The sequence below is a fragment of the Aerosakkonema sp. BLCC-F183 genome (genome assembly GCF_041929145.1).
Classification (GTDB): domain Bacteria; phylum Cyanobacteriota; class Cyanobacteriia; order Cyanobacteriales; family Aerosakkonemataceae; genus Aerosakkonema.
Map to the genome: position 1 here is coordinate 36,438 of NZ_JBHFNU010000065.1, position 19,124 is coordinate 55,561.

Genomic DNA, 19,124 nt, shown 5'->3' on the forward strand with positions numbered 1-19,124 from the left:
CTACTACTCCCCATCTACTACTGCCCCTAAATTTTTCAAAGTAGCTTTTTCAGCTTCCGTTAAGCCCATAACACCCGTGATATTCATTCCTGCGTAGAGTTTGTTACTTAAGGTTTTTAAGCACTCACCAGTATTAGCATCCCAAAGCTTGATTGTCTCATCAAAACTACCACTAACCAAAGTTTGACCATTGGGGCTAAAACTAACTGTTCTTACTCCATTAGTATGCCCTTCCAAGGTTTGCAAACATTTTCCAGTAATTAGATCCCAAAACTTAATTGTTCGGTCAAAACTACTACTAGCTAGAGTTCTACCATCTGAACTGATTACCACTGAGGATACCCGATTAGTGTGTCCTTCTAAAGTTTTCATACATTTCCCAGCCCGTATATCCCAAAGTTTTACGGTATGGTCGGAACTTCCACTAACTAGGCTTTTACCATCTGGACTGATAGCAACTGAAAGCACTCCATTCGTATGTCCGTGTAAAGTTTTTAGGCATTCTCCGGTTTCAATATTCCAAAGTTTTACAGTTTGGTCATCACTGCAAGTTGCTAGAGTTTGACCATCAGAACTAATAGCGACTGACCATAACCAGTCGCTATGTGCATCAAAAATTTTCAGGCATTCTCCGGTACTGATATTCCATACTCTTATTTTCACAGCACCGCCTAGACTTACTAAAGCTTTACCATCAGGACTAAATGCTACTGAAATTACGCCTGTAGTATCCTCATGCAAAGTTTTTAGACATTTTCCTGTACGAATATCCCAAAGTTTTACTGTTTTGTCATAACTACCACTAGCTAAAGTTTTACCATCGGGGCTGAGTGCTACTGAATTTACTCTAGCGATATGCCCCTGCAAAGTTTTTAAGCAAGTTCCTGTACGAATATCCCAAAGCCTAACAGCTTTGTCTTCACTACCACTGGCTAAAGTTGTACCGTCGGGGCTGATTACAACTGAGCGTACTGCACTAGCATAACCATGCAAAGTTTTTAAATATGCTCCAGTTTCAATGTTCCAAAAAACTACACTTTGGTCATCACTTCCACTAGCAAGAGTCTTCCCATCGGGGCTAATTGTTACTGACCTTACCCAGTTAGAATGTCCTTGTAAAGTTTTCAAACATTCTCCTGTAACAATATCCCACAGTCTCACAGTTTGGTCATAACTACCGCTAGCAAGAGTCTTCCCATCGGGGCTAATAGCTACCGATCTTACCGATTTAGAATGCCCTTGTAAAGTTTTTAGACATTCTCCTGTAACAATATCCCACAGTCTCACAGCTTGGTCTTCACCAGTGACTAGAATTCTTCCATTAGGACTGATTGTTAGTGTGCGTATTGCCTTGGCATTCCCAAGCAGAGTTTTTAAACACTCTCCAGTCTGTATATTCCATAGTTTTACCGTTGCATCATTACTACTACTAGCTAGAATTTCGTTATTAGTAGGACTAATTGCTACTGCTCTTACTGCACAAATGTGTTCTTGAAAGGTTTTTAAACACTCTCCAGTCTGGATATCCCATAGTTTTACAGTGCTGTCATCGCTGCCACTTGCTAAAATTTTGTTATCAGAACCGATCGCTACTGAGCTTACGCGACTACTGTGCCCTTGAAAGGTGCGTAAACATTCTCCAGTGTGAATATTCCATAGTTTTACTGTTTGGTCAAAACTGGCACTAGCTAAGGTTTTATTATCCAAGCTAAAAACTACTGCTCGTATCCAGTCAGTATGCCCTTGCAAGCTCAAAATTTGTTGACCATCTGCAACTCGCCATAAAGTAATGTCACAATTAGCATCACCTGTAGCAAGTAATTTACCGTCTGGACTAAATGCTATTGAAAAGACTGCACCAAAAACTTTGGAAAAAATAGAATTAGCTAGATTAGCATTAGTAAAATTAACATTTCGGAGGCTAGCGTTGATAAAATCAGCGCCTAAAATTACGCTACCACTCAGATCGCAATCTTCAATAGCAGATGGATCGGTTTTCAACAAAATCGTTACTCCATTTCCGCCTATATAAGCTACCTGAGCTTCAGACTTACCCTTGGTGTCTGTAACAATCTCCAATATTCGTTCCTTGGTCTCTTCCTGAGACTTAAGCATTGGAATAATTAAATCAATTACCGCTTTCGTCAAAGGTTTTAGCCCAAAGGTATGATGAAGCTGTGATAGAGATTCACTTGTAAATTCCTTAAGAGACGGAATCGACACTATATTATCTACCTTATTCATCTGATGCTGAAAATATGAAGACCAAGTGTAATTTTGAGGCGTTGCACCTTCATCCAAATGTGACTGTCCTTGAGCCAACTCTGTAAAATCAGGAGTCAATACCCCCAACTCAGCGGCAAACTTATAGGCAACAAAAAACTCCAACAGCGATCGATGTGCTGGAGTATAATCTCCATCAGCATTTCGGATCAACATCGTCTGACCCATCATGTCATAATGCCAGTGGTCTAAATCTTTTTCTTCGCGGACAACTGAACCGAATAAGCGACGGATGCGATCGGGAAATAATCGATAATTAAGACTCATCTGGTCAGTAGAGAGCATTTCCCAGGACAGTTCGCACAAAAAATAGAGCTTATCTGCCAAAGAAGTAAAAGTGCGTTCTGCCTTAATATCTCGCTCCATCTTGCGCCGCACAGCATACAAATAAACCCGCGACATATCCACAAGCTTACCTGCTTCAATATCCGGTAACGCTTCCAAAATTAACTCCGTCATCACCGGACGACGAGCTAAATCCAATAGTTGGGCATTCCCCATCACTTGCTCGACTGTCGGGGATGCCGCTTGCAAAGACAATACCTGCCGAATTTGGTCATCGTTAAATTTCTCCAGTTCCAACACTTCAAACTGAGGAGTTTCACCAGTCAAACTAGCTGTAGAAGCTTGTAATTCTGCATTCAACAAAGCCCGTCCTTCTTTCGCCTCTGGAAAATGCTCTGTGCGACAGGTCAAAATGACTTTCGCTCCAGGCACTACCACCTTCGCCAACTCCCAAAAATTATTAATCATCTGCTGGCGATCGACCTTTGCTGCCATTTCATCAAAGCCATCGAAAATTAGCAGCAGCTTGCCCATACGGTTGAGTTGCTCAAAAGCTGAATAACCAGGAATAGGAATCTCATGCTTGCGAAAGAAAAACTCAGAAAACAAAGACTCCACACTCACCGCCTTAGCATAATCGCGCAGCGGAATCACTAACGGCAGACGAGGGCGTTCAATGCCACGTTTTTGAGCATCCCGATAACGTTGTAGCGCCGTCCAAGCATAGTGAAAAGCAAACCAAGTCTTACCCGTACCAAATTCCCCCAGAATCGAAATATGTTCTTTAGCTGGGTCATCTAACCAACGGTCTATGTAACCATCAATCCAACCGTCGCGTTCATCGTAACGACTCACTGCCATCCGACGCTTAGTAACGGAGTCGATCTCTTCTTTAGTGCAAGCTAGCGGCACATACTTTTTCTCAATATCCCGGCGTTTTACTTCTGCCTCTAACCAATTAAGATAGCCGCTGAAGTCAGCATCCTGGTCTAAGAGTTCGTCGAAGGTATAGCAGTCAAGGTGTCGATTTTCCTCTTTCTCAACTTCATCCCGCGCCGCCCGTGAAATTCGACGAGTAGTAACCAGCCATCCTTCATCCGTTCGTTGCATTTCCACAGACTGTTGTACAGCCACAACATCGCTGATTCCTACCTCTCCTTCAATCCCACGTACTAAAATGCGATCGTATCGATTCCGCCGGACTGGGATGTTGATAATCCATTCAAAATAGTCGTTTTCCCAAACTTCATATTTCTCAAAGCGATATCCCAACGTTTCAAACCAGCCTTTCATCTGTTGGGCTAAAGCGAACGCTCCACATTTCTCGGCTGTTGAAGGCTTGGCAGCCTGGAGTACTGGCTCATTCTGTGCAGCTAACCGTGCTATCTCTGTCCTAATTCCTTCTACTGTTGCTAGTCTATCTAATCGCTCTTGGATGGTGGTAATGCTTTGATGCAAAGACTCTATCTGCTGATTCGTAAGAACTTCAGCTGGCGTCCGCGTGCGCTTGGCTACTTCAATAAAAACAGCAGCAAAGGCAGCGAACTCTCGACGGACATCAATTCCCAGTTCTCGAATTTCATCTCCCAAAGCATAGGCATTGAGAAAATCCTCGCCTTCTTTGAGGAGAATTGAGGGATTATTTTGGTCAAACGCTTGCCGAAACGCCTGCTGAATCTCTTTTTGTTGAAAGAGTTCTAAAATGAGTTTAGGTTTACCGACTCCGTACTCCACTAAGGCGTAAACGTAAACTCCACTAAAATCAGCAGGTGGATGTTCGGGATTAAGATTAAATTGCTTTAATAATTTAATGACAGTTTCATTGCGCTCAAGCTTACCCTTGATAAGAGGAGTTGCCGAGCTAGCAATTGTTTTAATGATATTAAGAACTGGATCGGGTTGCATGGTGTCACCGAGACGTTCCTTCTGGTAGGGGAAGGCGACGTTTTATTTAAGCACGATCTTAGCTGAGACTGCTAAAGATAAACACCTCTTCCTTAACACTAATCTCTATTTATCCAGGTAAATCTCCAAATTGCTGCCGATATCGTTCCAGCAGTTGCCTTTGTTCTTCTAATTCCCGTTGTGTTTCTGCCGCAATTTCTTCGGGAGTTAGATATCTCTCTCCTTGTTGATTAAACCAAGAAAGCACTTCCCTTTGCAATCCACCAGTCTGAGTAATTGCGCGACCAATTCCCAATCCAATCTCAGCCATCCAAAACGGTTCGCCAATTTGCAAGCGATAAGCACCATCAACTAACCGATAAACTTCCAAAGGTTGATGCCTATCCCGTTGCCAATAATCCGGGTTATAAATTACATAATAAAGTACGCCCAACCGAGCATAAGTTTGCATTTTCTCATCGTACTCTCCCCCAGGCGTGCGAGAAACAACTTCTAAACTAAAAATCGGGACAATATTATTTTCTTCCCAAACGACATAACTGGAACGCGAACCGCTTCCCTTGCGACGTTCTACTGCCAAACTCAAAAATCCATCAGGGACAATCGGGACAAGAGGGCTCAATCCCGTTGTATGGTAAATTCCCATATCCACCCCAAAAAACCAATCTTGGCGATTCGCCCAAATAAACTCAAGTAGAAATAATAAAAAATTGGGAATAAAATTTTGGTTTTCGTTATCCACAGGCGTATCGTCAGAACAAGGAAGTTCAGCACTTGTTGGTAACTTTAGTTTAGGGTCAGATTGAACCATATAAAAACTCCGGCAAACTTGTTATTCTATCCTGGCTCTAGAAACTCTATTTTTTCAATAATCGATGTCTGGTGATATAAAATAACTAAATCGCTTTCCAGCTACAACCCCAGACGAAAAACGACTATCATCAAATGTCGTACCTTTGAGAAACAGCGTCACTCAGGAAAGAGCTTGGACTCCCAATCCTTCCCATCCAAGCAGCCCAAAACTACTTACGAGAGCGCGAAAGGTAATAAATCACTTGATTATTCGCTTCAGCACCTAATCGTTTACCCAGAAATTCGCAACCATGATTATATCCTTCACAAATCAAAAAGGCGGAGTGGGCAAATCGACCACAGCCGTACACATGGCTTACTGGCTCAAAAAACGAGGAGATGTACTGCTAGTAGACTCCGACGCCCAACAAAGTAGTTCCACTTGGCTCAAAGCATTGGATATGCCCTACCAAGTAGTCAGCGACCCAGAAGAATTATTTGAAGTACTCCCCGAACTAGCGGAAAAATACACATCTGTAGTAGTAGATGGCCCCGGTAGCCTCAGCGAAGTTACCAAAGCTATACTGGCTCGGTGCGACTTAGCACTCGTTCCCTGTCAACCTTCGGGTCTAGACCTCCATAGCAGCACCAAAATTCTTCGGTTTATCCGACACGCCCAAGAACTCAGAGGAGGAATGCCTAAAGCTGCTATGTTTTTGAGCCGTGCTACTAAAGGAACTCTATTATTACAAGAAGCCAAACAACTGCTCAAAGAAAGCAACTTTCCCCTGCTTTCTACCACCATCTACCAACGGCAGTGTCTAGCGGATGCGCCCGGACAAGAGCGCACGGTTTTCCAATTATCAGGAGTAGCCGCCAAAGAAGCTACCAAAGATTACGAATCATTGTTTAAAGAAGCCCTGGAGGTTTTGAATGGCGGCAAATAGGCGCAGTCTCAAACAATTTGTGTTTGGAGAAGAAGAAGTTTCCACCCCGGTTGAAAATCCCCAGTCTGTACCGATAACAGCCATAACGTTACCTGCAAGCCAGCCCCGACGCTATTTCGATTCGCAAAAACTAGAGGAACTAACTCAATCAGTTCGAGCGCACGGCATTTTGGAGCCATTACTGGTGCGTCCACTACCCGAACAACTTAACCAGTACGAATTGGTAGCCGGAGAAAGACGTTACCGAGCGGCAAAAGCTGCTGGTTTAACCTCTGTTCCGGTTACTATCCGCCAACTGACTGATATTGAAGCTTTGCAACTCTCGCTAATTGAAAACCTGCAACGGGAAGACCTCAGCCCGGTTGAAGAAACGGAAGGAATTCTGCAATTGCTGTCTTTCAAGTTAGAAATGGAAGTACCAGAGGTAACGAATCGGCTTTACCGAATGCGAAATGAAAACAGCGGCTTGGTTAGTCAAAACGTTTTGACTAACTCAGAAGGTCAAGCAATTCAGTCTTTATTTGATTCCTTGGGTTTAGTCAGTTGGGAATCTTTCATTACTACTCGGTTGCCGTTACTCAAACTGCCGGAAGAAATCAAGGAGGCACTGCGAAAAGGCGAGATTGCTTATACGAAAGCGCAAGTCATTGCCAGAGTAAAAGATCCCTCGGCGAGGCGTAGCTTGTTGGATGAAGCCGTCGCACTTGACTTGCCGCTAGTTCAAATTAAGGAAAAGGTAGCGGCTCTCAATCGTCCTCAAGTGACTAATGCTCCAAAAAATCCAACTCTCAAAAGTCGAGTTGATAATAGCTATCGCCTGTTAAAGAAATCAAACGTTTGGGACGATCCTCAGAAACAAAAAGAGTTGGAGAAGTTGTTAGGGCAGATAGAAGCACTGGTTTCTGATTCAAGTGTAGAAGACTAAACACAGGATAAGGTTATTTAGGTGCGATCGGATAGCTCAGACGTAGCAGTCCGCCAGTAAGCTCTGCCATCTCGCGTCCTTTCCAGTAAGCGACGTTCGATCATCTCTCGGCGCAAGAGGGCTGGATCGTTGAAATTGTGATACTGGTTTAGTAGGGCATTAACTTCTTTTTCGGAGTAGGTAATCCCAACCTCAAAACGCTCGGCCAAGTATTCCAGTACCAGTTGTTGGAACCTACCCTTGTTGCGTTTAGAAGGCCATTCGGTAATGCGCCCTTGTGAGTCGAGGTAATTTTCCAGTTCGCTCATCACTCAACGTCCCATCCTTCTGGAATCTGCGATAGCGCTTGGGCAATATCCTGCCAGTGTTCAGAAATGTTGTCTGGGGCGATTTTAGCTTGGGTTTGGCAGTATTCAGCTAGTCTGACAATTACGGATTCGATGCCATAGTTGTCTACCAGTATTTCTATCCCACGCTGTTGGATTTGTTTGTGGTAATCCTTATCCATAAAACTTTTATGTTCGATCGTACCTTTTAAATCAATTGGTCGGAACTAAAGCGATCGTACATAATGGCGATCGAATGGTCACATACCAGCTGTTCCCAACTTACGCCGTTTCTTCTCCAAATACTGCTGATGATAGTCCTCTGCTAAATAGAATTCACCTGCGGGTTGAATCTGTGTCACAATCTCCTTTTCGTATTTACCAGACTGCTGAAGCTTTTCTTTAGAGGTTTGTGCTGCTTTTTGTTGCGCTGGCGTGTGGTAGAAAATGACAGAGCGATATTGTTCGCCACGATCTGGGCCTTGACGGTTTAGTTGAGTAGGGTCGTGGCAGTTCCAAAAAATTTCTAACAATTCCTCATAGCTTACTTGTGCTGGGTCATATTCGATCTGTACAGCTTCCGCGTGACCTGTCACTCTAGCGCAAACATCCAGATAGCAAGGATTAGGCCAATGTCCGCCTGTATAACCAACGCAAGTAGAAAAAACCCCCTTCACCCCGCGAAAAGTATATCTGGCAATGCAGCAGCTGTCGCACTGGAGAATTATTTGCAAATGGGAGAAACTGATGCCCAGTTGCCGCAAATGCCTAATTCGGTAGCTAATTTGCTGCGACGATGTTTTCGAGAAAATGCAGAGGAACGTCCTCGCACAATGTTGGAAGTGGCGAATCAGTTGAAAGAGATTTACCAGCAAGTGGCAGAGGAAACTTACCCCCTTCCCGAACCAAATGCAGCTATAGATATCGGGGACACACTTAACAACCGCGCTGTGTCATTGCTCGACTTAGGGAAACAGGAAGAAGCACTGCAACTGTGGAAGGAGGCATTGCAGATGCAACCATACCATCCAGAATCTACGTATAATCGAGCGATAGTATTGTGGCGTTCTGGCAGAACACGGGAGTTAATAGATCATTCCCCTCCTTTTCAGGCAGATAATTTAAATATTTTTATCTGGCTAATGATGAAGATGTGGTATGAATACGATCGAGATTGGAAAAGTACTTATTTCCTAGCAGCAGCGCATTTGGAGTGCGGGGATAGGAAAGCAGCATTAGACACTTTGGCTCGTATTCAGGGAACAGAGGCAGAGCGACAGGAAGTTCAAGCTCTAAAGAAAAAAGCTTTAGATTTTAAAAAAGAAAATCTGGCACCGATAAATCTGTCTCCGGTAATGACAACTGAGACTATCCTCTTTTTCACACAGAAATTAAAACAGGCACAAATTGCTAAAGCGAAGGAGGATTATGTAACAGCAGCTCAACTTATTCGCTCAGTGCGATCGCAACCAGAATATACTCGCAACACAGAAGCTTTCAAGGCTTGGGCTTCACTTTACCTGTGTCTGCCGCGTAAAGCATTCATAAGTGCATGGGTAAGGACTTCTTTTGGAGGGCATATAGGTTCAGTAAACTCAGTTAGTCTGAGCGCGAATAATCAATGGGTTTTGTCTGGGAGTGAATACGGAACGCTCCAGCTACAGGAAGTACTAACAGGTCTACCTATGCGTAGTTTTAAGGGAGGCTTATGGGAGGTACTTTCGGTCAGTCTGAGTGCAGATGGTCAACTTGCCCTTTCCGGTAATAGGAACAAAATTCTGAAGTTGTGGGATGTCGGTACGGGCAATTGCCTACGTACCTTTGAAGGACATTCACATTTAGTAGCTTCAGTGTGTTTGAGTGCAGACAACCAACTCGCGCTTTCGGGAAGCTTTGACAAAACTGTGAAGCTGTGGGAAGTCGCTACAGGGAATTGTCTACGTACCTTTGAAGGACACACAGAACAGGTTAAATCAGTCAGCCTCAGTGCAAATAACCAACTTGCTCTTTCTGGAAGCTGCGATCGAACCTTGAAGCTATGGGAAATAGCTACAGGTCGCTGTCTGCGTACCTTTGAAGGACATTCAGATCTAGTGACTTCTGTTTGTTTGAGTGTAGATAATCAACTTGCTCTTTCCGGGAGCCGTGACAAAACTGTAAAGCTATGGGAAGTGGCTACAGGTCGCTGCCTGCATACTTTTGAAGGACACACAAATGGGGTTAAATCAGTCAGCTTGAGCGCAGATGGCCAAATCGCCGCGTCCGGAAGCCACGATCAAACCCTAAAATTATGGGAAATAGCTACAGGTCGCTGTCTGCGTACTCTGGCAGGAAACGATGCGGTGAATTCCGTGTGTTTCAGTGCAGATGGCCAATACATTATATGCGGGCGATCGAACGGTACCTTAAAACTATGGTTTGTAGACTGGGAACTAGAAGACCGCGAAAGGGCTGACTGGGACGAAGGAGCTAGGCCCCATCTGCAAAACTTCCTCACCCTGCACACGCCCTACGCTGCTACTCTACCGCAAGAGGGCGAACCAACAGAAGAACAAATAACTTTAGCCCTCACTCGCTGTGGTACTCCTACTTGGGCAGAAAAAGATTTCCAAAACTTACTCTACACCCTTGGCTGTGCGGGTTATGGCTGGCTGCGTCCTGAAGGCGTGCGTCAGCAGTTAGAAGCAATGGCAGCTAATTGGGAACCACCGCCATTTTTGGGAGAAAATGTTGTTGTAGATGAAACACCTAAAACACCAGAAATTAGATTTTCCGAACAAAACCTGGTTGATCATTCATCCCAATTAGAGTTAACCCCTCTAAATTCTTTTATAAATAAAGATAGGTGGGAACTCGATTACCGTATATTGGTAGAAGAAATACAGCCGGAGAGATTTATCCCTCAAACAGCAAATCAATCCTCTGGGTCTACTCAACAGCAATTGATGCCAGTCAAAGTCATCCTTACCGTTGCACAAGGAAATCTTAAAGGACAAACATTTGAATTCGACTCCCGTACTACCTGCATTATTGGTCGCGCCACAGATTGCTATGTTCAATTACCGGACGATGCAGATTATCGCTTCGTCTCTCGCTATCACTGTCTCCTAGATATCAATCCTCCCGATGTCCGTATCCGTGACTTTGGCAGTCGCAACGGCACTTACGTCAACAACCAAAAAATCGGACAGCGCCAAGCAGAACAAACTCCAGAAGACGCCGCACAGATAAAGTTTCCAGAATATGACTTAAAACATGGTGATGAAATCAAGTTAGCTGATACCGTCTTCCGAGTTAGTATCGAAATAGACAACGCAACGGAAACACTAGAACTGCTACCCGTACCAATTTCTACCGAACGAATAGAACTTTTGCAAAATCAGCAGCATTTAGTTCTGCAAATTAATTCAGCTAATCCGAATCTTATCGCTATTGAAGGTTATACCACCATCAAACAGTTAGGTAAGGGAGGAATGGGTGAAGTCTATTTAGTTCGCAATGACAATACTGGTGAAGAAGTTGCTCTGAAAGTAATGCTACCAAAAGTAGCTGTCAAACCTTGGGCAGTAGAAATGTTTCTGCGAGAAGTGGAAAATACCAAAGCGTTAAACCATCCTAATATAGTTCAGCTTAAGGAATCCGGCTATTGCAACGGTACGTTCTTTTTGACTTTGGAATATTGCAATGGTGGCACTTTAGCTGATTTAATTCGGCAAAGAGATGGCAGATTATCTGTTGATGAAGCTATTCCAATTATTTTACAAATCTTGGATGCTTTGGATTATGCCCACAAAGCGGAAATTCCTTGCGTTAAAAAAGCCGATGGTACGATCGCTAAAGGATATGGTTTAGTTCATCGCGACCTCAAACCAGATAATATCTTTCTATTCAATAATGATAACTCCCGCACAGTTAAAATTGGCGACTACGGGTTAGCCAAAGCATTTGATTTAGCTGGTTTAAGCGGTCAAACGATGACCGGGACAAGCGCTGGTACTCCCGGTTTTATGGCGCGACAGCAAGTGATTAATTTTAAATATGTCAACCCAGAGGTAGATGTGTGGGCAGCAGCCGCCTGCCTTTACAATATGCTAACTGGTAAATTCCCCCGTGATTTCACTGAAAAAGACCCATTTTTGGTGGTATTGCAAACAAATGCAGTGCCTATTTTGCAACGCAATAGTTCTATTCCCAAACCGTTAGCCGAATTAATTGATTTGGCATTGGTCGATAATCCTCAGATTCACTTCAAAAATGCTAGAGCTTTTAAACAAGCACTTTTAAGTGTGTTGAATTAGCTAGCGCTTATTTGGGTTTTTGGTGATTTTATTCTAGCTTTACAGCAAAGCGAGCGCCACAAATTTCCTACAAAAGGCATAGTAATTCTATTTCTTATGTAAGGTTTCCTATTGAACTTTTACGTGCATTATTTCAGCCAACAGCCAGAGTAGATTAATCAAAACAATCTCTATTGTTGTATTTAGGTTCTTAATTTTTTCATGTACTAATCTCTGTAAAAATTTTTCTTCAGCGCTGCTGACTCAGCAAGCGCTGAAGAAAGCTTTCATTCAATTTATTTGTTATGGCATCAGGCAATTAAATCCGCGACAGTTAAAACAATGTTCGTGGAGATAAATCATTTGAAAACCGAAACTCAGATGAAAACCTTAAAAACCCAAAATTTACCAAAACTGCGAGATTACCAGAAACAAGTAATATCAGATTTAAATGCCCAAATTCAAGCCGGACACCAACGCAACCTGATCGTCGCTGCTACGGGTTCAGGAAAAACGATCGTGGCAGCAGAGATTGTTTATAACGCTTTTTTGAAAGGTCAACGAGTTTTATTTGTGGTGCATCGAGATGTTTTAATCCAGCAAACTTTAGAAAAATTTAGCAAGTTTGGGATTAATTGCGGAGTAATAGCAGGAGGACGCCAAGAAGAAAGACAGCATCGAATCCAAATAGCTTCGGTACAAACTTTAGCTTATCGGGAAATAGACGAATGGTTTAGACCCAATTTAGTTATTTGCGACGAATGCCATTTAACCAGTTTCACAAGCGTAATGCTCAAACGCTTCCCTAAACTCAAAGATTGCACAAATATTCCTGCTAATAACTGTATTTATATCGGATTAACAGCTACCCCATTTAGGCTTGATAAAAAAGAAGAGTTAGGAGATATTTTTACTGGATTGGTTATGGCACCTTTTCCAGAACAGTTAATTGAATGGGGATTTTTAACTCGACCCGTTTATTATAGTAATGGTGAACTGGATTTATCAGAAGTAGGAGAAGAAAACGGCGATTTTGCCATAAAAGATTTGGAAGTAAAATGCAATGTACCAGAAGCGATCGCAGCCGCAGTAAAAGAATGGCAGCGTTTGGCGGCTGGTCGGGCAACCATTGCGTTTGCAGTTAGTATAGCTCATGCTCGTGCGATCGCATCTTCATTTCGAGATGCTGGAGTTTCAGCCGCTCACGTAGATGGGTCGATGTCACCTAAAGAACGAAATATTTACTATGAAAAATTATCTAAAGGCCAAATCAGCGTTTTAGCTTCTTGTGAATCCTTAGCAGAAGGCTATGACGATCCAAAAGTATCTGCGGTACTTTTATGCCGACCAACTAAAAGTCGAGCCAAGTATTTTCAACAAGTAGGTAGAGGTTTAAGAATATCACCAAACAAAACAGATTGTTTAGTATTAGACCAAGCAGGATTAGTAAAAAGATTTGGGTTTATTGAAGATTTCCGAGAGGTAAGTTTAAACGAATCTGGAGAAACAGAATCAGGTGAAATTCCGATGAAAACTTGCCCGCTGGAATTGGGAGGGTGCGGTGCATTAACTTGGATTGCAACTCCTCGTTGTCGCCAGTGCGGTTATGATTTTGTACCAAGAGAAAAACTGACCCCAATCCAAGCTTTAGAACGGATGATTAGAGATGAAGACCGTCAGAAATTCTATTTTTATCGCCAAAAATTAAACGAAGCATTTGCTAAAGGTTTTTCTCCAGCTTGGGCAGCAGAACGTTGGCGAGAGGAATATGAAAGTAGTGCTTACCCGCCTGAAGATTGGGCTAGAGGCGCAATTTTTGGAGATAATCCAACTCCGGCATCAGAAGCGAAATATCGTAAATATTTAAATATAATTGCTGGGAAAAATCATAAACCTAAACAGTGGGTCGTTAAATATATGAAAAGTGAGTTTGGGGCTGATTGGTCAGAAACGGAAAGCGTAGCATCGTGAGAGATAATATTGAGTTCGGTGAGGAATGTGGGCCCAAAAGACGGGGGAAGAGTGCGATCGGCTCTGCCGTTGCGTTCCGTGCCATAGCCTTTTGAAAAGAAATAGGCAATACTCGCTTTTTTCAAGAGTCAGGTGCGATAATGGTTTCGTGAATCTAGAAAATACCATTAAACCAAAATGCGAATGGCTACGATAGGGTACGCAGATTTACGTGCCAAGTTTTACCATTCACCTATCCTTTTACGGAATTCCGGCAACTTTCAATTTCTCAGCAACTTTTAACTGAGCCAAACGTTTTTCATATTTTTGGTCTATTTCCAATGTCAGGTCGCACAATTCTTTAGCTTTCTGTTCGGTTAATTTGGCAAGTTCAAGCAGTTCTGTCAGTTCGCGTCGTTCCTGTTCACTCATTGATGGTTGTGTCATTGTCAGTTCTCCAAACGAGTTTTGAGCCTATTAGCATTTATTTTAACTTCCAATACCCGCCCCAGGATGATTCCCAGATCTTCTCCCGCCTCCTGAATTATTTCGTTAGGTACATTTTCTGGCGAGATGCGATCGACAATACTCTGAATTCTGCCTCGATATATTTCTACAAAAAGCAGGATATTACTCAAAGCAGCAAAAAATTGAGTAAGTACAATGTTGTCTGGGAAGCGGGACAATCTTTGTCTGGCTAAGGAAAGTCCCTCTGTAGCATCTCGTTCAGTTTGCTCTAGTTCCTGATTTAGTCGGTCAATGAGAGCTAAAATTTCGGATGGTATAGGCATTGTAAATTAAAATCGAATCCTTAGAGCATAATATCAATACTTGAGTAACTAAGTATTAGCTTAGGTGCGATTCTCTTCATGCTTCTCTAAATTAATCACCAATCTCCCGGTTTCGCGATTTTTCTTTTTCCGGTTGTAAGGATATCCCTGGCGCTTGCAGTTTGGGTAAAATAGCCTCAAAGTAAGCTAAATCGCGTTCAGATAGCTGCGTAACCATCTTGCCGCCAGACTGAACTAACAACAAACCCCTCCCATCTTTAGAGTGAATTTCCACATCTCCCTCCGTGGTAGCCTTCCATTTATAGGAAAGCTTTCCATCAATTTCTACTTCACTATTTTGAGATTTGGCATAATTTACTAAAGCACTAGAAAGCTTTTGAACTCGCAGATAATAATCTGCTTCCTGCTGTCCGACAACAGCAAACGCACCACCGGGTTGTCTGCCTTTAATTTGTGCCATTACCAGTTCAATCAAATCTCGTTCTTGTTCAGGCTGAAGTCGAACATGGGAATCAACGCGCACACCCAAACCGCTAGCACGAAACTTGATAACTGTTTGCCCATCTCGATCGCTAAGAGTATAGTTTTTTCCATCTCTTTGAATGACATAGCTATTAACATAAATATTTGAACTATTCGGTGTTACTTTTTGGGTGTAGAAACTGCGAATAGCATTTGCATAAGTGTGGTAATCTTCCCGATGCTTAAAGTTTTCCCAGAGGTTCGAGACGGTTTGTTTAGCTTGCTGCCACCAGGAAAATTGTGTAGGCTGTTCAACCCGTGCGGCGATTAACTGCTGCATTTGGCTAACTGAATTCTGCAAGGAATTAATCTGCTGATTTTGTTGCTGGATTGTTTCTAATAAACTTTGCATTTCAGTGCTATAGTTAGCAGCCATTTGAACGGAGGTTGTTTGAGGAAGCGCGGCAAGCGATCGCTGAACTTTTTCATAACCAGAAATAGTCCGCGATTTTTCAGCAAATTGTTCAATTTCAGGTTCTAGATGAGGTTGGGATTTAGATTGCTTCTGCATCGCTGACCGCACGAAATTATGAATAGACCCATCAGTTATGCCAGAAAGTTCTTCTACTTGATGGATGAGTTTAAGCAATCTAGCTTCTTTCTGTTCCTCTGGAGTTAACGAGTTAAAAATTTGTTGTTTTTCCTGATAAGGAACCCCGGTATAAGCTTGGTTAATTATTTGGTAGTTTCCTTTCTTGATGCCCTCTCTTACTACTGATAATAATTCAGCTTTAGGAGAATAAACTGTATTGGATGCCTCTACTGTTTCCGGTTCATTTACCTCATCTACTTCTTCTGCGTTTCCAACACGCAAATAACCATTGGCATCAAACTCAACAGGCTGATAATAATTTTCCTCTTCTGGAGGTTCAGGTAAAGGTTGATTTTCCAACCATACGGATTCTGAATTTGGTTCTGCAACTGTTGAAAGAGAATTTTCAGTAAATTTTTCTTGAGATTTTGCCTTCATAATTTCATTAATAATTACCTTTCCTTGGCGATCGGATTGCAATATAATCTTCCCATCCAACTCGATTCGTTTGTTAGCTGCTTCTGGTATTAACCCACCAACGGGGGTATCTCTTAGTTTTTCAAGCTGTCCTAATAACTCTGGATTGATTACCTGTCCTACTAATCCAGTTACCTCATCAAGAAATTGATTAGTTTCTCTTTCCATTCCATAAACTAATCGGTCATTATCGTAAATTTGTAAACCTCTAGCTGACGGGGTTGATTCTTCAGGTTCACTTCTCAATAATTCTTCTAAAAACTGCCGCCATTGTTCGATAAAGTTAACGGCATCTCCTGGAGAACCTGTAAAAATATCTGGCATTTTACCCTCCTTCGATTACGTTGAGTAAGCTACTTGCTTTGGCCATTAAAGTCAGCCTATCTATCACGATCGCATCGCCTAGATAAAAGAAAGCAAGCTGTCCATCTAGATACCAAGCTACGAAATTTGTCAAGTCTGTTTCAGTTCTATAACACTGGTAAGGTTCGCCAAAAACGCTGCCAGCTAGTAATCCTAAATCATCGAAAATTTCCACTATCTTAGGTTGGTAATCCAAAGGTAATGGAGGTAAAGTTAATGCCTTCTCAATTTCTTGTTTCCAAAAAGGAGTTAGTTTTTCCAATGTTTGTGTTAATCGCATAGATTTCTGCCTAAAATATGTCTGCTAAGTCATTCCCTGCGGGATTATCCTTGCTTTCTTCTTGCTCTGGAAGCGGAAAAAGCTGCTCCGCTAAAGCACGACGAACATTAAATTGTTCTCGTCGTTCCTCCTCACTGATAGTCAAAGTCCTTTGCTGCAATCTTTGCTGGATAAAGTTCCATTTATCCTCAGACCATTGCATTTCATTAACATCATCTTTGGGAACTTTTACAGACTGAAATAGAGGAACGTAAGCTTCATCGCCACGAGTGTAAGCCGGGTTAATAATAACCGCTTTCCCGGTTTTCATTTTGGCAAATTGGGCAGGTTCTAATAAATGCCGTTTCTGAATATTTTCATTAATACTCCTCGAACCTCCACCCCTACCTGTACTACGACTTTTAGATTTAAATTGAATTTCCATTTCCCCTAAATAATCAGCAAAAAGTTTAGACGATTCCGGGTCTTGGGGGTTAAAAATGAATTTAGTTGCTGTACCGCCCACAATCGCTCTAGCTAACTCTTTCCCATAAGCTTTTTCAAGCTGACTAACGTTTTGATAACCCAAAATTCCACAAAATCCGTCCTCTCTATTCTCATTGAGCCAATTAACCAAAGCAGGTAAATAAAGAGTAGGCAACTCATCTAATGCTACTACTAATGGGTCTTGGCGCGGCACAGTACGCGAAACATTCCGGTTGACAATCATGTGAAGAATCGCGGCTAAGAGTGGCCCGACAATATCGCGATTGTTTCGGTCTAATCCGAAAATCACTAACTGTTTTCCATCAATATCTAGAGGTAAAGTAGTCTGACCACAGAAAGCCCCGACAAAATCTTTCTTTAAAAATCTTTGAAAGATTCGTTGTGCTGTACCGACGATACCAGAAACAGTTTTTTCTGAATCTTTGACGCTGATTAATTGAGAAAGGGGGCGAGAAGTCCAAACTTTTAGTTTAGTTTTAGAAGCTTCTTCTAATCTCAAAGCTAAACTAGGTAAACTTAAAATAGCTTGTGCCATCATTAAATCACAGTATTCATCTGTACCCGTCAAAGTTTTAATGGCTTTAGTTACTAATAAAATGCCTTCAATTAACGCATCCCCCGCATCCTCAAAAAACTTATCGCTAGAAGCAGTTCCGCCACTTTTATCGAAGTTTTTGTTTAAAACCATTGATAACTGACCTGCGGCTATAGCATCCTCCTCATCTTTAATCAAATCAAGAGGATTGCAAATTTCACTTTCGGGAAAACCAGGTGCAAAAACTCTGACGGTATAACCCCGCTTCATCGCATAAGCTACAGCCCGTTTAGTTTGCGCCGGATATTTAAAATCGTAGAGGCAGACGGGGAAACCTTGGTCAAGTGCTGAACGAATCAAAGGGTCAATCACGCTGAAGGTTTTTCCCGAACCCGCTGCACCTATAGCACAAATCCCCCTTTGAGCATCTGGTACGTATAAAGTCGGTGTCGCGGCGAGTGTTTGGATTGTTTGTTGCCAAGGATTTAACTTTTTAATCAGTCCAGCACTTTCCCACTCTTGACGCAGTTGCTTCCCGATCTTGTGCGGTGTGCCAATATAGAGAGCGACGTTATTGCGAGTCACTTTTCGCATCTGCTTTTTAGCAACTTTAGCAGCACGGGCTTTTTCTTTTCCACTTCCCCAGTACCCAGTAGCAAGTTTGCCCTTCTTTCCCGCACCACCCAACAATTGCAAAGCGATCGCAAAACCAAGACATCCTAACAGCATCAACCCACTGGGAGACTGAAGTTGGTGAATTAACTGTTGAGTCGTCGTCAACTTAGAAAGATTAGGAGTATTCGATTGACTTAAAACTGTAGCCTTCATCTTCACGATTTAACCTCTTTGAGCGATTGATTCAATAGCACTAAGCGTCCCGATTCAAAACAAAAATGGCTTCGACTAACTAACTCGTTAGAATTTTGTTGAAATACATCTAAACACCGATACCCATTTCTTATTTCCGAGCTTGGCGCTAACAAGCTAAAACCTTTGGGTAATTGAGGTTTGAGCATTAAATTTAAAATATTTTGGCCATCCGTTGTATAGGCGCTATATAAGCAGCCTGCAACACCGCACAACTCAAGCGCATTGAAGTCGAACAAGAAATATTTTTTATCGGCGGCTAGCGTAATTACTTTGACTTGTTCTGCATCCGGTGAAGGTTCATTATTGGTTCTTTGGAAGCTTTCTTTTAAAGCCTTTTGAACCAAAGCAGTTTCGACAATTTTCTGTGCAGGTTGCCACCTCAATGTTGTTGATTTTTCTATTTGCGTCTTAGCCATAAAACCCCAGCCAAAAGCAACAATTGCTATCAAGGAAGCTACAATGGCTAGCCGAAGTCTATGTTTAGTAAATACATTTTTCATCGTTCAACCTTCCTTAAATACTTTCGCACTGGCAAGTGTTAGCGTCAGAAATAAGCGAGGTAATGCCTTTACTGGTTT

The 19,124-nt window shown here is 42.3% G+C and carries 15 protein-coding genes; 4 read left to right on the forward strand and 11 right to left on the reverse strand.

Annotated features, from left to right (window positions below; translation table 11 throughout):
• Nucleotides 1-3: 3 nt before the first annotated feature.
• Together ACE1CD_RS19165 and ACE1CD_RS19170 are read right to left on the reverse strand one after the other, a co-directional pair.
• Nucleotides 4-4,473 carry an NACHT domain-containing protein gene (locus ACE1CD_RS19165; protein ID WP_374794806.1) on the reverse strand — a complete coding sequence of 1,490 codons (4,470 nt, stop codon included), beginning with the start codon at nt 4,471-4,473 and terminating at the stop codon, nt 4-6.
• Nucleotides 4,474-4,582: 109 nt separating this feature from the next.
• The gene (locus ACE1CD_RS19170; protein WP_374794807.1) at nt 4,583-5,284 is read right to left on the reverse strand and encodes a Uma2 family endonuclease; all 702 of its coding nucleotides are present in this window, start codon (nt 5,282-5,284) and stop codon (nt 4,583-4,585) included.
• Nucleotides 5,285-5,576: 292 nt separating this feature from the next.
• Here ACE1CD_RS19170 and ACE1CD_RS19175 point away from each other — a divergent pair, with 292 nt between their 5' ends.
• Both ACE1CD_RS19175 and ACE1CD_RS19180 read left to right on the forward strand, forming a co-directional pair.
• On the forward strand, nt 5,577-6,212 hold the full coding sequence (locus ACE1CD_RS19175) for an AAA family ATPase (protein ID WP_374794808.1): 636 nt from the start codon (nt 5,577-5,579) through the stop codon (nt 6,210-6,212).
• Nucleotides 6,199-7,137: a ParB/RepB/Spo0J family partition protein gene (locus tag ACE1CD_RS19180; RefSeq protein WP_374794809.1), complete on the forward strand. Its 939-nt coding sequence runs from the start codon at nt 6,199-6,201 to the stop codon at nt 7,135-7,137. Before ACE1CD_RS19175 ends, ACE1CD_RS19180 begins: the two co-directional genes overlap by 14 nt.
• Before the next feature lie 17 nt (nt 7,138-7,154).
• Here ACE1CD_RS19180 and ACE1CD_RS19185 read toward each other — a convergent pair whose 3' ends face one another.
• The 3 genes from ACE1CD_RS19185 to msrA form a co-directional block, all read right to left on the reverse strand.
• Nucleotides 7,155-7,445 (reverse strand): DUF2087 domain-containing protein, encoded by a 291-nt coding sequence (locus ACE1CD_RS19185; RefSeq protein WP_374794810.1) that lies wholly within the window; start codon nt 7,443-7,445, stop codon nt 7,155-7,157.
• The gene (locus ACE1CD_RS19190; RefSeq protein WP_374794811.1) at nt 7,445-7,645 is read right to left on the reverse strand and encodes a hypothetical protein; all 201 of its coding nucleotides are present in this window, start codon (nt 7,643-7,645) and stop codon (nt 7,445-7,447) included. The genes ACE1CD_RS19185 and ACE1CD_RS19190 overlap by 1 nt, the downstream gene beginning before the upstream one ends.
• Nucleotides 7,646-7,723: 78 nt before the next feature.
• Nucleotides 7,724-8,197 (reverse strand): peptide-methionine (S)-S-oxide reductase MsrA, encoded by a 474-nt coding sequence (msrA, locus tag ACE1CD_RS19195; RefSeq protein ID WP_374794812.1) that lies wholly within the window; start codon nt 8,195-8,197, stop codon nt 7,724-7,726.
• Here msrA and ACE1CD_RS19200 point away from each other — a divergent pair, their 5' ends adjacent.
• Nucleotides 8,198-11,761 (forward strand): protein kinase, encoded by a 3,564-nt coding sequence (locus ACE1CD_RS19200; RefSeq protein WP_374794813.1) that lies wholly within the window; start codon nt 8,198-8,200, stop codon nt 11,759-11,761.
• A 342-nt stretch (nt 11,762-12,103) separates the two neighbouring features.
• Complete coding sequence (locus ACE1CD_RS19205; protein ID WP_374826034.1) at nt 12,104-13,711, forward strand: DEAD/DEAH box helicase; 1,608 nt, start codon at nt 12,104-12,106, stop codon at nt 13,709-13,711.
• A gap of 240 nt (nt 13,712-13,951) precedes the next feature.
• On the opposite strand, the gene ACE1CD_RS19210 is transcribed toward ACE1CD_RS19205, so the two are convergent.
• The 6 genes from ACE1CD_RS19210 to ACE1CD_RS19235 all read right to left on the reverse strand — a co-directional run bounded on the left by ACE1CD_RS19210 (nt 13,952) and on the right by ACE1CD_RS19235 (nt 19,046).
• A complete protein-coding gene (locus ACE1CD_RS19210) occupies nt 13,952-14,137 on the reverse strand; it encodes a hypothetical protein (RefSeq protein WP_374794815.1) in 186 nt (61 codons plus the stop codon).
• 2 nt (nt 14,138-14,139) lie between these two features.
• Entirely contained in the window at nt 14,140-14,481 is a 342-nt protein-coding gene (locus ACE1CD_RS19215) for a hypothetical protein (protein ID WP_374794816.1), read from the reverse strand.
• Nucleotides 14,482-14,572: 91 nt separating this feature from the next.
• Nucleotides 14,573-16,336 carry a hypothetical protein gene (locus ACE1CD_RS19220; RefSeq protein ID WP_374794817.1) on the reverse strand — a complete coding sequence of 588 codons (1,764 nt, stop codon included), beginning with the start codon at nt 16,334-16,336 and terminating at the stop codon, nt 14,573-14,575.
• 1 nt (nt 16,337) lies between these two features.
• Entirely contained in the window at nt 16,338-16,655 is a 318-nt protein-coding gene (locus ACE1CD_RS19225; protein WP_374794818.1) for a hypothetical protein, read from the reverse strand.
• Nucleotides 16,656-16,665: 10 nt separating this feature from the next.
• The gene (locus ACE1CD_RS19230) at nt 16,666-18,504 is read right to left on the reverse strand and encodes a type IV secretory system conjugative DNA transfer family protein (protein WP_374794854.1); all 1,839 of its coding nucleotides are present in this window, start codon (nt 18,502-18,504) and stop codon (nt 16,666-16,668) included.
• 2 nt (nt 18,505-18,506) lie between these two features.
• Nucleotides 18,507-19,046, reverse strand: coding sequence for a hypothetical protein (locus tag ACE1CD_RS19235; RefSeq protein WP_374794819.1), 540 nt, complete (start codon nt 19,044-19,046; stop codon nt 18,507-18,509).
• Nucleotides 19,047-19,124 lie beyond the last annotated feature (78 nt).

What these genes read in the sequence shown, in the direction of transcription:
- ACE1CD_RS19230 (WP_374794854.1), bottom strand. Translation starts at nt 18,504, where the DNA reads ATGAAGGCTACAGTTTTAAGTCAATCGAATACTCCTAATCTTTCTAAG.
- ACE1CD_RS19190 (WP_374794811.1), bottom strand. Translation starts at nt 7,645, where the DNA reads ATGGATAAGGATTACCACAAACAAATCCAACAGCGTGGGATAGAAATA.
- ACE1CD_RS19165 (WP_374794806.1), bottom strand. Translation starts at nt 4,473, where the DNA reads ATGCAACCCGATCCAGTTCTTAATATCATTAAAACAATTGCTAGCTCG.
- ACE1CD_RS19235 (WP_374794819.1), bottom strand. Translation starts at nt 19,046, where the DNA reads ATGAAAAATGTATTTACTAAACATAGACTTCGGCTAGCCATTGTAGCT.
- ACE1CD_RS19200 (WP_374794813.1), top strand. Translation starts at nt 8,198, where the DNA reads ATGGGAGAAACTGATGCCCAGTTGCCGCAAATGCCTAATTCGGTAGCT.
- ACE1CD_RS19175 (WP_374794808.1), top strand. Translation starts at nt 5,577, where the DNA reads ATGATTATATCCTTCACAAATCAAAAAGGCGGAGTGGGCAAATCGACC.
- ACE1CD_RS19215 (WP_374794816.1), bottom strand. Translation starts at nt 14,481, where the DNA reads ATGCCTATACCATCCGAAATTTTAGCTCTCATTGACCGACTAAATCAG.
- ACE1CD_RS19180 (WP_374794809.1), top strand. Translation starts at nt 6,199, where the DNA reads ATGGCGGCAAATAGGCGCAGTCTCAAACAATTTGTGTTTGGAGAAGAA.
- ACE1CD_RS19225 (WP_374794818.1), bottom strand. Translation starts at nt 16,655, where the DNA reads ATGCGATTAACACAAACATTGGAAAAACTAACTCCTTTTTGGAAACAA.
- ACE1CD_RS19185 (WP_374794810.1), bottom strand. Translation starts at nt 7,445, where the DNA reads ATGAGCGAACTGGAAAATTACCTCGACTCACAAGGGCGCATTACCGAA.
- ACE1CD_RS19170 (WP_374794807.1), bottom strand. Translation starts at nt 5,284, where the DNA reads ATGGTTCAATCTGACCCTAAACTAAAGTTACCAACAAGTGCTGAACTT.
- ACE1CD_RS19210 (WP_374794815.1), bottom strand. Translation starts at nt 14,137, where the DNA reads ATGACACAACCATCAATGAGTGAACAGGAACGACGCGAACTGACAGAA.
- ACE1CD_RS19220 (WP_374794817.1), bottom strand. Translation starts at nt 16,336, where the DNA reads ATGCCAGATATTTTTACAGGTTCTCCAGGAGATGCCGTTAACTTTATC.